The organism is Variovorax sp. Sphag1AA (genome assembly GCF_014192575.1).
Lineage (GTDB): Bacteria > Pseudomonadota > Gammaproteobacteria > Burkholderiales > Burkholderiaceae_C > Variovorax.
Genome location: NZ_JACHYC010000005.1, coordinates 119,897 through 133,399, shown reverse-complemented (window position 1 = coordinate 133,399; position 13,503 = coordinate 119,897). Strand labels below are relative to the sequence as shown.

Sequence of the window (13,503 nt, the reverse complement as noted above, 5' to 3'; positions counted from 1 at the left end):
GCGGACATCGCGACGTCACCCTATGCGCGGACAATAGGCGCCAATGCCCACGACCGAACTCATCCTGATCCGCCACGGCGAAACCGACTGGAACCGCGAACTCCGATTTCAGGGCCACATCGACGTGCCCCTCAACGACATGGGCCACGAGCAGGCCCGCCGACTCGGTCTGCGACTGGCGGGCGAATCCGTGGAATACCTCGTTTGCAGCGACCTCATGCGCGCGCAGCAGACGGCCGCACCGGCGGCGCAGCAGCTCGAACTGGCGGTCGCCACCACGGTCACGCTGCGCGAGCAGAACTTCGGTGTGGTCGAAGGCATGCGCGCCGATGAGATCCAGAGCCTGCATCCGCGCGCGTGGGAAGACTGGCTGCAGTTCCGTGAAGACCATGCGATGCCCGAAGGCGAGTCGCCGCGGCAATTCCACGCGCGGATCATGGATGCGCTCGGCAGCATCGCCTCGACTCACGTGGGTCAGCGCGTGCTGGTGGTGACCCATGGCGGCGTGCTCGACATGGTCTGGCGCACCGCCCGCGGGCTGGGCCTGAATGGTCCGCGCCAGAGCCAGATCCCCAATGCCGGTTTCAACCGCATCCGCCTCGCGGATGCCGCGGCGCCCGATCGCATCGAGATCGTCGACTGGGCCGACACGCGGCATCTGGCCGACCTGCCACCCCAGCCGACCTACGACCAGTCGCGCCACCTCAAGAAGTAGGCCGGCAGGAATCTCCGGTAGCGCTATCAGCGCGCCTAGAATGGCGCGCATGAGCAAAGATGGCGCCGCCCCCGTTCGACGCACCCGCCGTGGCAGCGGCGCGGTCACCTTGCACGATGTCGCGAAGCTCGCCGGTGTGGCGCCGATCACCGCATCGCGCGCGCTGAGTTCGCCTTCGCAGGTGTCGGCCGAGGTGCTCAAGAAGGTGACCGACGCCGTCAGCCGCACCGGCTACGTGCGCAACGTGCTCGCGGGCGGCCTGGCATCGACGCGCAGCCGGCTCGTCGCGGCGGTCGTGCCCACGATCGCGGGGCCGGTCTTCCTCCAGACGGTGCAGTCGCTGACAGAAGCGCTCGGCGAGCGTGGCTACCAACTCATGCTGGGCCAGAGTGGCTATGTGAATTCGCGCGAGGATGCGCTTCTTGAAGCCATCATCGGTCGGCGGCCCGATGGCATCGTCCTCACCGGCATCATGCATTCGCCCGAAGGTCGCAAGCGACTCCTGGCGGCGGGCATTCCGGTGGTCGAGACCTGGGATCTCACGCCGACGCCGCTGGACATGCTGGTGGGCTTTTCACACGCCGAAGTGGGCCGCAAGGTCGCTGGATTCCTGCATGCCAAGGGGCGCCGCCATCTCGCAGTGGTTGCGGGCGATGACGAGCGCGCGCGCCGGCGGCACGGCGCGTTCAGCGACACCGCGCGCGCGCTCGGCTTGCCCGATGTGCCGATCAAGCGCGTGCCAGCGCCGACCACGCTGAAGAGCGGGCGCGCAGCGCTGTCCGAGCTGCTGGGCGAGCATCCGACCATCGACGCGGTCTTCTGCAGCTCCGACCTGCTGGCGCTCGGCGTGATGATCGAGGCGCAATCGCGCGGCATCTCGGTGCCGGGGCAACTCTCGGTCGTCGGCTTTGGCGATCTCGAATTCGCGGCCGATCTCCAGCCTGCGCTGACCACGGTCCGCATCGATGGCGCCGCCATCGGCCGCCAGGCCGCGCAGTTCATCGTCGACCGGGCGGAAGGGCGCCAGGTCGACCAGCGCGTGGTCGACATCGGCTTTTCGATCGCCGAGCGCCAAAGCGCCTGATCCGCGTAAACCCTAGGTCTAAATGGCTTGCCGAACGGCACGGTAGCGCTATCATTCGCCCACCAAAGATAGCGCTACCATCGAAAGAGACATATCCATGACCTTCGGAAAACTGATTGCCGCGTGCTCCATCGCCTTCGCTGCTGCAACCGGCGCTCACGCGCAGGACTGGCCGCAGAAGACCGTCAGCATCGTCGTTCCCTTCCCGGCGGGCGGTTCGACCGACATGGTCGCTCGCGCCATCAGCCCCAAGCTCGGCGAAAAGCTGGGCCAGACCTTCCTCGTCGACAACAAGGCCGGCGCGACTGGCACGATCGGCGCGACGCAGGTCAAGCGGTCGCCGCCCGACGGCTACACCTTCCTCGTTACCTCGCTCGGCCCGCTGGTGATCGCCCCGCACCTCATCAAGGGCCTGCAATACGACGCGCTCAAGGACTTCGACCTGATCACCGTCGCGGTACAGGCGCCCAACGTGCTGGTGGTGCCGGCCAACTCGCCGCACAAGTCGGTCGCGGACGTCATCGCGAACCTGAAGGCGCATCCCGGCAAGATGAGCTTCGCCTCGTCCGGCAACGGTTCGAGCGACCACCTCACCGCCGAGCTGTTCTGGCAGCAGACCGGAACGCACGGCCTGCACGTGCCTTACAAGGGCGGCGCGCCGGCCATCACCGATCTGCTGGGCGGGCAGGTCGATGCGTCGTTCCAGAACGTCAACGCGGTGGTGCAGTACATCAAGGGCGGCAAGCTCAAGGCGCTCGCGGTCACGGGCGACAAGCGCTCGCCCGTTCTGCCGGATGTGCCGACCATCGCCGAGGCCGGCGTGAAGAACGTCGATGTCTATTCGTGGCAGGCTATCGTCGCGCCCAAGGGATTGCCTACGGCTGTCCGCGACAAGGCGCACAGTGCGATGGTCGCGGCCTTGAACGACCCGACGGTGAAGAGCCAATTCACCGCGATCGGCCTCGAAGTCGTCGGCAACACGCCTGCGCAGTTCGCCGCCTTCCAGCAACAGGAATACGCCCGCTGGAAGAAAGTGATTGAGACCGGCAAGATCACCGCTGATTGAGAGAGCACCCGATATGTCCAACTCCACGCCCAAGATCACCGAACTGCGCGTGATCCCCGTCGCCGGCCGCGACAGCATGCTGCTGAATCTCAGTGGCGCGCACGGCCCCTTCTTCACCCGCAACCTGCTGATCCTCACCGACAGCGCCGGCCGCACCGGCGTGGGCGAAGTCCCCGGCGGCGAGAAGATCCGTCAGACGCTCGAAGACGCACGCGATCTCGTCGTCGGCCAGGGCCTCGGCGGCTACCAGGGCCTCCTGCAGCGCGTGCAGAAGAAGTTCGCCGATCGCGATTCCGGCGGGCGTGGACTGCAGACCTTCGACCTGCGCACCACGATCCACGCAGTCACCGCGATCGAGTCGGCGATGCTTGACCTGCTTGGCCAGCACCTGGACATGCCGGTCGCGGCGCTTCTGGGCGAAGGCCAGCAGCGCGACGCGGTCGAGATGCTGGGCTACCTCTTCTTCGTCGGTGATCGCGACAAGTCCGATCTGCCGTATGCGCGCGAGCCCGAGGCCGACAACGACTGGTTCCGCCTGCGGCACGAGAAGGCGATGACGCCCGAGTCCATCGTTCGCCTGGCCGAAGCGGCGCGCGAGCGCTACGGCTTCAACGATTTCAAGCTCAAGGGCGGCGTGCTGCGCGGCGACGAGGAAGTCGACGCCATCGTCGCGCTGCACGAGCGCTTTCCCGATGCGCGCGTCACGCTCGACCCGAACGGTGGCTGGCTGCTGAAGGACGCGATCCGCCTGGGTCATCGCATGCGTGGCGTGGTCGCCTATGCCGAGGACCCGTGCGGCGCGGAGGAAGGCTTCTCCGGCCGCGAAGTGATGGCCGAATTCCGCCGGGCCACCGGCCTGCCGACTGCGACGAACATGATCGCGACCGATTGGCGGCAGATGGCGCACGCGCTCTCCCTGCAGTCGGTGGACATCCCGCTGGCCGACCCGCACTTCTGGACCATGGCCGGCTCGGTGCGCGTCGCGCAGACCTGTCGCGACTGGGGTCTCACCTGGGGCTCGCACTCCAACAACCACTTCGATGTGTCGCTCGCGATGTTCACCCACGTCGGCGCCGCCGCGCCGGGCCGCGTGACCGCCATCGACACCCATTGGATCTGGCAGGACGGCCAGCGGCTGACCAAGGAACCGCTGCGCATCGAAGGTGGCATGGTGCAGGTGCCGAAGAAGCCCGGCCTCGGTGTCGAGCTCGACATGGCCGAAGTCGAGAAGGCACATCAGCTTTACAAGCAGCACGGCCTCGGTTCGCGCGATGATGCGGTTGCGATGCAGTGCCTGATCCCGGGCTGGAAGTTCGACCCCAAGCGACCTGCCTTCGATCGCTGAGCTCTGCCGATCGCTCCACGACACGACAAGGAGACGACATGAGAGAAAACCGCCTGCGGACGCTCTGGAAATCGGGGGGCGCTGCGGTCAATGGCTGGCTCGCGATTCCCAACGGCTTTTCGGCCGAGACCATGGCCCATCAGGGCTGGGATTCACTCACCATCGACCTGCAACATGGCGTCGTCGACTACCAGTCGATGATCCCGATGCTGCAGGCCATCTCCACCACCGACACGGTGCCCGTTGTGCGCGTGCCCTGGCTCGACCCGGCGGCGCTGATGAAGACGCTCGACGCCGGTGCCTACGGCGTCATCTGCCCGATGATCAACACGGCAGATGAAGCGGCGAAGCTCGTCGCGTACACGCACTACGCCCCGCGCGGCACGCGCAGCTTCGGCCCGATCCGGGCGCTGCTCTATGGCGGCGCCGACTATCCGCAGCACGCCAACGACACCATCGTGACCTTCGCGATGATCGAAACCGCCCAGGCGTTGGAAAACCTCGACGCGATCATGTCGGTCGAGGGGCTCGACGCGGTCTACATCGGCCCGTCGGATCTGTCGCTGGCGCTCGGTTGCCGGCCCGTGTTCGACGATGTCGATCCCCCGGTCGCTCAGGCGATCGACCACATCCTCGAGCGCGCGAAAGCGCACGGCCTCGTGGCCGGCATTCACAACGGCACGCCCGAAGGCGCGCTCGCACGCATCGCCAAGGGCTTCCAGTTCGTCACCGTGAGCTCGGACGCACGCCTCATGGCTGCAGGCTCGCAGCAGGTGCTCGCGAAGATGCGCGCCTCGCAACCGGCCGCCGGCTCAACCTCTTACTGAAAGGACCATTGATCATGAAGATCGGATTCATCGGACTCGGCATCATGGGCGCGCCCATGGCGCAGAACCTCCTGCAAGCCGGCCACGAGATGTTCGTGCGCACGCGCAGCAAGGTGCCCGAGGCGCTCAAGACCGCGACCGCCTGCGCGAGCAACGCCGATGTGGCGCGCGCAGCGGATGTCGTGATCCTGATGTTGCCCGACACGCCGGATGTCGAGCAGGTGCTTTTCGGCGACGACGGCGTGGCCGCGGGCCTCTCGAAGGGCAAGACGGTGATCGACATGAGTTCGATCTCGCCCATCGACACCAAACGCTTCGCGAAGAAGATCAACGAACTCGGCTGCGATTACCTCGATGCGCCAGTGTCGGGTGGCGAAGTCGGCGCCAAGGCCGCGAGCCTCACGATCATGGTCGGCGGCGATGAAGCGGTGTTCGAGCGCGCGAAGCCGCTGTTCGAGAAGATGGGCAAGAACATCACGCTCGTCGGGGGCAACGGCGACGGACAGACCACCAAGGTGGCGAATCAGATCATCGTGGCGCTCAACATCGCGGCCGTCGGCGAAGCACTCCTCTTCGCGAGCAAGGCTGGCGCCGATCCGGCCAAGGTGCGACAGGCGCTCATGGGTGGCTTCGCGGCCAGTCGCATCCTCGAGGTGCATGGCGAGCGCATGATCAAGCGCACCTTCAATCCGGGCTTCCGCATTGGCCTGCACCAGAAGGACCTGAATCTCGCGCTCGCGGGTGCGAAGGCCATGTCGGTGGCGCTGCCGCAGACCGCGTCAGCCGCTCAACTCATGCAGTCATGCGCCGCCCACGGATGGGATCAGCTCGACCATTCGGCGCTGGTCAAGGCGCTCGAGCAGATGGCCGCGCACGAGGTCGCGAAGGGCTGATTCAGGCCGGCAGGCCGAGGCGCGCGTAGACCGCCGATGCCTGCCGCATCAGCCGGAGCGATTCGGGCTGGCGATTGACCTGCTGCTGCAGGATGCCCTGCGCGCCGGCGAGCGACGTGCTGGTGCCCCTGCGCACAAGTGCGTCGAGATACACCTGCTCGAACAGATCGCGCTGCGCATGGCTGCCGCCGATTTCGACGAGACGCGGCAATGCCTCTCCCAGCGCTTCGATCGCCATTCCCCAGTCTCCGCGCGCATGAGCTAGCAGTCCGCGTGCGGCCGGCACGCAAACGCGCTGCCACGCGTTGCGCGTCGAGAGCGGTGCATGGGGGGCGAAGCGTTCAATGTGCTCCAGCAGCACGTCCGCCTCCGATCGCCCGGCGCGCACGAGTCCGTAGAGATACTGCAGATCGAGAAAAGGCAGCACGTGATCGTCGAGCCGCTGTGCAAGATAGTTGCCCAAGTCCTGCCAACGATCGCCCACATCGATGCCCGCCAGTTCGAAGCGCGCGAGCAATGACACCGCGCCGATCTGGTCCTGCGAGTATTCCTTGACCACACCCCACACATGCTCGTCGTAGACCGCCAGCGCATCAGCATCGTGGCCCAGATCGATGAGGAAGAGCGCGACGTGCCACCAGTTGTGCGTGACCATGAACGAGTTGAGTCCGACCCACGTGTCGCTCACGCTCTGCATGAATTCGAGCCCTTCCGAGAGACGCCCTTCGGTGAGCATCACATGCGCAAGTGCGTGATGCGCCCAGGGCTCCTTGCGCACCAGCGCGATCGCACGGCGCGCGCTGGCTTCGGCCTCGCGCATGCGGTGGCATTGCTCATGGCCGAACGCAGCCATGCCGTGCAGATACGGAACGTCGCCGGCGTGCGGCAGCGCTGTCAACGCAAGGCGCAGCATGCCGGGGCAGTCGCCGACGTTGAAGCAGTGGTACTGCCCGAGCTTCAGCGAAGCGAGATCGCGCGGATGTTCCTTCGCCTGTTCCTCGTGCAGGGCGATGGCGCGCGTGATGTCGCCGTCGGCCCACGCGGCGATGGCGGCGATGTAGCGTTGTTCGCGTGAGGTGGCGCGAGCCGACGCTGCCTGCGCGCGCTCGATGAACGGGCGAGCATTCGCAACGGCATCGCCGGATTCCGCGAACAGATGCAGCGTGGCGCAATACGCCTGCACGATGGCACTTGGGTCGTGCGCGGCGGCCAGCACATCCACTGCGCGCGCTTCGCACGAGATGAAGCCTTCGACGAAATCGTTGACGGCGCCGAGGCTCGTCGGGTCATCGAGGCTGAGCGGATTGCCGAGACTGTCGGACAGACGGGGCGCAGAACTCAAGGCGGCTCCTGGCGTTGGTCGCAGAAGCAGCCATGTTGCCACGCCCCGCGTGTCCCGGCCTCAAACGCCGGCTTGCTGGTGCCGGTATTCCTGCGTTCGCCCGCCGTAGCCATAAGCCGCAGCGCGGGCATCGATCAGGTGCACGTACGAAACTTCGTGCAGGTTGCTTCTCAACGCGGCCATGGCTTCGTACACCTCCCGCAGGTAGCGCGCCTTCTCCGCCTTGGTGTTGGTTTCGTCCGTGATGCTGATGTCGAGATGGAAAGCCGACTTTCCCAATTCCGCGAGCGATTGCCCGCCGATGAACCAGGCATCGGCTGCGATGTACTGCACCGTGATGGCGATCACCGGCAGCTTCTTGTCGAGCACGGTCTGGGTGAGATGAGCGACCTTGTCGACCACGCCGCGCGTGAGTGCGGCGTCTGGGTTGCCTGACAGATGAATGACGATGTGAGGCATGGTGATGTCCTTTCTGCGTTGGATGTAGTGGATTCTGGAGATCCGTTAGTCATCTGAAAAGCGAGAAGATATGATGGCTTCCATCGGTTATTCAGATGGATGAAGCCATGCAGACGTTCGACATCGAACAGCTCCGGACCTTTGTGGAAGTCACCGAGGCGGGCAGCCTGACAGCTGCTGCCCCGAGGGTCTTCCTGTCGCAATCGGCAGTGAGCGAGCAGATCCGCAAGCTCGAAGAGAGGGCAGGGCAAGCGCTGCTCACCCGCAGCAAGGCGGGCGTCACGCCTACCGCTGCGGGCCTGCGGCTCGCGGGCCATGCGCGGCGCATTCTTGCGATGAGCGACGAAGCTTTTCGCGATCTGCGCGGCGAGACGTTGCAGGGCGAGTTGCGCCTTGCGGTCACGGACTACTTCCGGCCGCGTGATCTCACGGGCATGCTGAGCCGGCTTGGTGAAAGCTATCCGCAGGTTCGTCTGCGCGTGAACATTCTCAAGAGCGGCGCCATCGAAGCAGGCTACGCGCAGGGCGATTTCGACGTCGGCCTGTCGATGCGCATCACGGGAGGTGGCGCCTCTGGCAATGCGCCAGAGCGGGCGCAGGTGCTGCGGCGCGAATCACTGACCTGGATGGGCGCCGCCGGCATGCGGCTCGTGCGTGGCGAGCCGCTGCGGTTGCTGGTGTTGCCTGACACCTGTTCGCTGCACCAGTACACCGTCAAGCTGCTGAATCAGCGCCGCATTCCTTATGCAGTGGCGCATGTGGCTTCGGGCGTGGCGGGCCTCCAGTCGGCGCTCGCAGCGGGGCTGGGAGTGGCTTGCCTCAACGAGTCGGCGTTGACGGATGGTGTTGCCGCGCTCGCGGCGCCGCACGGACTGCCGGCGTTGCCGCGTGTGGCCTTTCACTTCTTGCCAGCCCGACGTGGCGAAAGCGACTTCGTCGCGCGCGCCCGCGAACTTCTGGTGACCCAATTTGCCTGAGTGGCGACTCAGGCTGCGGGCGGTTGTGGCCAAGGCCGCTGCGGTTCGCGTATGAGCTCGAACGCGCGCGAGACCTTGAGCACGCCCAGATCGTCGAAGCGCTTCCCGGCAATCTGCAGGCCGATCGGCAAGCCGTCCTTCGCATAGCCGCAGTTGATCGATGCGGCCGGCTGCTCCGACATGTTGAACGGCACGGTGAAGCCGATGTGCTCCAAGGGCCGTAATGGGTCGTTGGTCGGCGAAGGTGCTTCGGCGGAGGCCGGCATGTTCGGCGACACGGGCGAGATCACGTAGTCGTACTTCGCACAGGCAGCCACCGCCGCAAGGCGCGTCGCGTGAAACTGGCTGAAGGCGCGGAAGACGTAGTCGCCACCGAAGCCCTCCGCGCTCTCTGCCCACGCGCGGATGTACGGCAGGACCCTGTCGCGCTGCTCGGGCCGGAGCGCCTTCATGTCCACCAGCGAACGCATCCGCCAGAAGTGGTCCATGCCGTCGAGCATCGCCTGCGACATGAAGGGCCGCATCGGCTCGACGATGGCGCCGGCGCTTTCGAAACGCCTTGCGGCGTGCTCGACAGCCTGCTGGATCTCGGGGTCGACCGCGAGGCCGCAACCGGCGTCCAGCAACAGGCCGATGCGCAGACCGCGCAGGTGTTCGGTCGGGACTTCGAAAGCGTCCCACTCAATGTCCTGGGCGGGCAGGCTCATGCTGTCGCGCGCATCGGGCAGCGCGAGCGTCTTCATCATCAGCGCGGCATCGGCCACGGTGCGCGTCATCGGCCCTGCGGCGCGACCCATGTACGGTGGGTCGATCGGAATGCGGCCCAGGCTGGGCTTGAGCGTGAAGATGCCGCACCAACCGGCCGGCAGGCGCAGCGAGCCGCCGATGTCTGTGCCGATATGCAGCGGCCCGTAGCCCGCTGCCGCAGCCGCGCCGGCGCCCGCACTCGAACCCCCGGGCGTCTTCGACAGATCCCACGGATTGCGCGCCAGCGTGTGGAAGCTTGACAAGCCGGAAGACAGCATGCCGTAGTCCGGCATCGTCGTCTTGCTGAAGATCACCGCGCCCGCTTCCTTCAGGCGCGCGGCGGGCGGCGCATCGGCGGCCGCCGGTTGGAGCGTGACGGCGGCCGTGCCTGCGGGCATCGGATCGCCGCGCGTGGCGATGTTTTCCTTGATGGTGGTCGGCACGCCGTCGAGCGGGCCATGGGCCTCGCCACGCCGCCAGCGTGCTTCGGATGCACGTGCCTGTTCGAGCGCGGACTCGGGCCGCAGCAGCCAGGTGGCCTGCAGGTGCGGCTCCCAGCGCTCGACGTGATCGAGCACCGCCTGCGTCACCTCGACCGGCGACAGGTCTCCCTTGCGATACGCGGCAGCGAGTTCCCGTGCGCTCAGATCGTTCAGGGGACCGCTCACCACGACAGGGCCGACAGATCGTTGACGAAGATCGGCATGTCCTTCCACAGGCCCTTCACGCCCTTCTTGGCAACGGTCGGCCACTGCGGCTGGAACAGGAAGACGTTGGCTGCGTCGTTGGCCAGGATGCGCTGCGCATCGCCGAGCAGCTTGTTGCGCTCGGCCACGTTGCCGGTCGTCTTGATCTTGTCGTAGACCGTGTTGAAGTCCTTCGACTGGTACTGCCAGTAGTAGTCCGACTTGGCGTAGTTGCCAAGGTCGAAGGGCTCGACGTGCGAGACGATGCTGAGGTCGTAGTCCTTGTTGCCGTAGGTGCCGCTGAGCCACTGCGCCCATTCGACGTTCTGGATCTTCACGTTGATGCCGATCTTGGCGAGCTGCGCGGCGATCACTTCGCCGCCTTGGCGGGCGTACGGCGGCGGCGGCAGCGTCATCGTGAGTTCGAGCGGCGTCTTCACGCCGGCCTCGGCCAGAAGCTGCTTGGCCTTGTCGAGGTTGAAGGGGTTGACGCCGGTCGTGTCGACGTACCCGGGTGCGCCCGGCACGTAGTGGCTGCCGATCGGCACGCCGAAGCCGTCGACCGCGCCTTCGATCACGGCCTTGCGATCGATCGCCGCGGAAATCGCGCGGCGCACGCGCACGTCGTCGAGCGGCTTTCGCTTGTTGTTGATCGACAGGATGGTCTTCGCACGCGATCCGCTCAGGATCACCTGGAACTGCGGATTGGGCTTGAACTGCGGCACGATGCGCGTTGCCACGCGCGGGAACGCATCGATGTCGCCTGCGAGCAGCGATGCTGCCTGTGCGGCCGGGTCGGAGATGAAGCGGAAGGTGACCTTGTTGAGCTTGATCGCGCCCGCGTTGCGGAAGCCGTCCCACTTGCTCACGACCACCGAACTGCCCTTGTTCCAGTTGTCGAGCTTGTAGGGACCGGTGCCGACAGGCTTGGTTGCGTTGGCGTCCGCGCTCTTGGGCTCGACGATCACCGCGGTGGCCTGACCCAGCAGGAAGGGCAGGTCGGGGTCGATCTCCTTGTTGATGATCACGACCGTGTAGTCATCGACTACCTGTGTGCTCATGTTCGCGAAGGTGCGCTTGTCCTTGTTGGTGCTCTTCTCGGCGCCGGCGCGGTCGAAGGAGAACTTGACCGTCTGCGCATTGAAGGGCTCACCGTTCTGGAACTTGACGCCGCGGCGCAGCTTGAACGTGTAGGTGCGCAGGTCCGGCGAGACTTCCCAGCTCTCGGCCAGGAGGGGCGTCACGCTGCCGTCGGAGTTGATCTTGGTGAGCGTCTCCAGGATGTTGTACTGGACGATTTCCGCGATCGCGGACGCTGCGCCGGCCGTCGGATCGAGCCCCGGCGGCTCCAGCCCCATGCCGATCACCATCGAGTCCTTGCGGCCTTGCGCCAGTGCCATCTGCGGTAGCGAGAGCGGCACGGTGGCGAGTGCGGCGGTGGTCAGGAGGGTGCGGCGTTTCAACATGGTTTCGGGGCTCCAGGGAAAGGCTGTGGTGTGAAGAAACAAACGTTACATCATGGCGGGCCCGGACGGGCTCGGCAAGTATTTGCTCATGACATGGCGACCGGCTCTGCGCGCGGCACCGCTGCGAGCAGGGCCTGCGTGTAGGGATGCTCCGCATGCGCGAAGAGATGCTGCGGCTCGCCGCGTTCGACGACGAGGCCGCGATGCAGCACGCAGACTTCGTCGCAGAGGTGGTTCACCACCGCGAGGTCGTGGCTGATGAGGAGGTAGCTGATGCCGTACTGCTGCTGCAGGTCCTGCATCAGGTTGAGCACCTGCGCTTGCACCGAGACGTCGAGCGCGCTCACCGGCTCGTCGGCCACGATGAGCCTCGGCCGCGTGATGAGGGCGCGTGCGATCGCGATGCGCTGCCGTTGTCCACCCGAGAACTCGTGCGGGTACTTATGCAGGTCCGCGAGGCGCAGTCCGACCGCTGCGAGCGATTCACCTGCGAGCTCGCGTTGTTGCGCACGCGTGGTTTCGCCGAGCGCTTCCAGCGGTTCGGCCACGATGCGCTCGACCGTCTGGCGCGGATCGAGCGAACCGTAAGGGTCCTGAAAGACCATCTGGAAATTGCGTCGGGCCTTGCGCAGTGCATCTTTCTGCAAGGCGTGCAGGTCCTCACCCAGCAGCTTGACGGAGCCCGAGGTCGGCTTGTCCAGCGCCATCACGAGGCGGGCAATGGTCGATTTGCCGGAGCCTGATTCGCCGACGATGCCGAGGCTCCGTCCAGGGCGGACGCTGAAGCTCACGCCATTGAGCGCCTTGACCGTCGGCGGGGCGCTGAAGAGCTTCTCGCGCGGCAGCGCGTAGTGGCGCACGAGATCCGTGACTTCGAGCAAGGGTGCGTCGGCCGGCGCGTTCGTCATGCGGCGACTCCTTCCTCGGCGGCGATCTCGTCGAGGCGGATGCATCGCGCCAGATGGTCGTGTGGCAGCGGCACCGCTTGAGGCTTCGTGGCATTGCAGGCATCGACCGTGTACCGGCATCGGCCTGCGAAAGGGCAGCCCTTCGGCAAGTCGACCAGTTCGGGCACGCTGCCCTTGATGGTGGCGAGCCTCGCGCCGCGCGGTGTGCCCAGTTCAGGCCGCGCTGCGAACAGGCCGCGCGTATACGGGTGTGCGCGCTCGGCAAAGACGGATGTCGTCGGACCGCTTTCGACCACGCTGCCGCCGTACATCACGAGCATCTTCGAGACGTTCTGCGCGATCACGCCAAGGTCGTGCGAGATCAGGATCAGCGCCATGCCGCGCTCCGCGACGAGGCCGCGGATCAGGTCGAGGATCTGCTTCTGGATGGTGACGTCGAGCGCGGTCGTCGGCTCGTCGGCGATCAGCAGGTCCGGCCCGCACGCGAGAGCCATGGCGATACCGATGCGTTGTCGCTGGCCACCGGAGAACTGGTGCGGGTAGGCGTCGAGCCGCGATGCGGCATCGGGGATGCCAACCCGGTCGAGCAGCGCGAGCACTTCCTTGCGCGCATCGGCTGAGGACAGTCCACGATGCAGCCGCAGCGGTTCGCCGACTTGCCGCGCGATCGTGTGGACCGGATTCAGCGCCGTCATCGGCTCCTGGAAGATCATGCCAATGCGGTCGCCGCGGATCTTGCACATCTCGCGCTCGGACAGGCCGACGAGTTCGGTGCCGTCGAAGCGGATGCTTCCACTGACCTTGGCGGTCGACGGAAGAAGGCCCATCAGCGACTGCACCGTGATCGACTTGCCGCAGCCCGATTCGCCGACGAGGCCGAGGGTTTCGCCGCGCTCCAGCGTGAAGTCGATGCCGCGCACCGCTTCGGCGGGGCCGCGCTGCGTCTGGAGCTGGACGTGGAGGTCTTTGACTTCGAGGAGTGGCATGG

13 protein-coding genes are annotated in these 13,503 nt (G+C 66.1%); 7 read left to right on the top strand and 6 right to left on the bottom strand.

Features of this window, described 5'->3' with window-relative positions; all coding sequences use genetic code 11:
• Nucleotides 1–43 precede the first annotated feature (43 nt).
• The 6 genes from FHW64_RS20085 (at nucleotide 44) to glxR (ending at nucleotide 5,930) form a co-directional block, all read left to right on the top strand.
• Entirely contained in the window at nucleotides 44–715 is a 672-nt protein-coding gene (locus FHW64_RS20085) for a histidine phosphatase family protein (protein ID WP_184529467.1), read from the top strand.
• 49 nt (nucleotides 716–764) lie between these two features.
• Nucleotides 765–1,799 (top strand): LacI family DNA-binding transcriptional regulator, encoded by a 1,035-nt coding sequence (locus FHW64_RS20080; RefSeq protein WP_184529465.1) that lies wholly within the window; start codon nucleotides 765–767, stop codon nucleotides 1,797–1,799.
• 97 nt (nucleotides 1,800–1,896) lie between these two features.
• Nucleotides 1,897–2,865 carry a tripartite tricarboxylate transporter substrate binding protein gene (locus FHW64_RS20075; RefSeq protein WP_184529463.1) on the top strand — a complete coding sequence of 323 codons (969 nt, stop codon included), beginning with the start codon at nucleotides 1,897–1,899 and terminating at the stop codon, nucleotides 2,863–2,865.
• A gap of 13 nt (nucleotides 2,866–2,878) precedes the next feature.
• Nucleotides 2,879–4,210 (top strand): glucarate dehydratase, encoded by a 1,332-nt coding sequence (gene gudD / locus FHW64_RS20070; protein WP_184529461.1) that lies wholly within the window; start codon nucleotides 2,879–2,881, stop codon nucleotides 4,208–4,210.
• A gap of 38 nt (nucleotides 4,211–4,248) precedes the next feature.
• Nucleotides 4,249–5,037, top strand: coding sequence for an HpcH/HpaI aldolase/citrate lyase family protein (locus FHW64_RS20065; RefSeq protein WP_184529459.1), 789 nt, complete (start codon nucleotides 4,249–4,251; stop codon nucleotides 5,035–5,037).
• A gap of 11 nt (nucleotides 5,038–5,048) precedes the next feature.
• On the top strand, nucleotides 5,049–5,930 hold the full coding sequence (gene glxR, locus FHW64_RS20060; RefSeq protein WP_311733348.1) for a 2-hydroxy-3-oxopropionate reductase: 882 nt from the start codon (nucleotides 5,049–5,051) through the stop codon (nucleotides 5,928–5,930).
• 1 nt (nucleotide 5,931) lies between these two features.
• Here the strand turns inward: glxR and FHW64_RS20055 are convergent, their stop codons facing one another.
• Entirely contained in the window at nucleotides 5,932–7,272 is a 1,341-nt protein-coding gene (locus FHW64_RS20055) for a tetratricopeptide repeat protein (RefSeq protein ID WP_184529455.1), read from the bottom strand.
• Nucleotides 7,273–7,332: 60 nt separating this feature from the next.
• The gene (locus tag FHW64_RS20050) at nucleotides 7,333–7,731 is read right to left on the bottom strand and encodes a tautomerase family protein (RefSeq protein WP_184529453.1); all 399 of its coding nucleotides are present in this window, start codon (nucleotides 7,729–7,731) and stop codon (nucleotides 7,333–7,335) included.
• A 107-nt stretch (nucleotides 7,732–7,838) separates the two neighbouring features.
• Between FHW64_RS20050 and FHW64_RS20045 the strand changes: the two genes are divergently transcribed.
• The gene (locus FHW64_RS20045; RefSeq protein WP_184529451.1) at nucleotides 7,839–8,708 is read left to right on the top strand and encodes a LysR family transcriptional regulator; all 870 of its coding nucleotides are present in this window, start codon (nucleotides 7,839–7,841) and stop codon (nucleotides 8,706–8,708) included.
• Nucleotides 8,709–8,716: 8 nt separating this feature from the next.
• On the opposite strand, the gene FHW64_RS20040 is transcribed toward FHW64_RS20045, so the two are convergent.
• The 4 genes from FHW64_RS20040 to FHW64_RS20025 form a co-directional block, all read right to left on the bottom strand.
• Nucleotides 8,717–10,123, bottom strand: coding sequence for an amidase (locus tag FHW64_RS20040; RefSeq protein WP_311733340.1), 1,407 nt, complete (start codon nucleotides 10,121–10,123; stop codon nucleotides 8,717–8,719).
• A complete protein-coding gene (locus FHW64_RS20035; protein ID WP_184529449.1) occupies nucleotides 10,120–11,607 on the bottom strand; it encodes an ABC transporter substrate-binding protein in 1,488 nt (495 codons plus the stop codon). Before FHW64_RS20035 ends, FHW64_RS20040 begins: the two co-directional genes overlap by 4 nt.
• 86 nt (nucleotides 11,608–11,693) lie before the next feature.
• Entirely contained in the window at nucleotides 11,694–12,515 is an 822-nt protein-coding gene (locus tag FHW64_RS20030; RefSeq protein WP_184529447.1) for an ATP-binding cassette domain-containing protein, read from the bottom strand.
• A complete protein-coding gene (locus FHW64_RS20025; protein WP_184529445.1) occupies nucleotides 12,512–13,501 on the bottom strand; it encodes an ABC transporter ATP-binding protein in 990 nt (329 codons plus the stop codon). The genes FHW64_RS20030 and FHW64_RS20025 overlap by 4 nt, the downstream gene beginning before the upstream one ends.
• Nucleotides 13,502–13,503 lie beyond the last annotated feature (2 nt).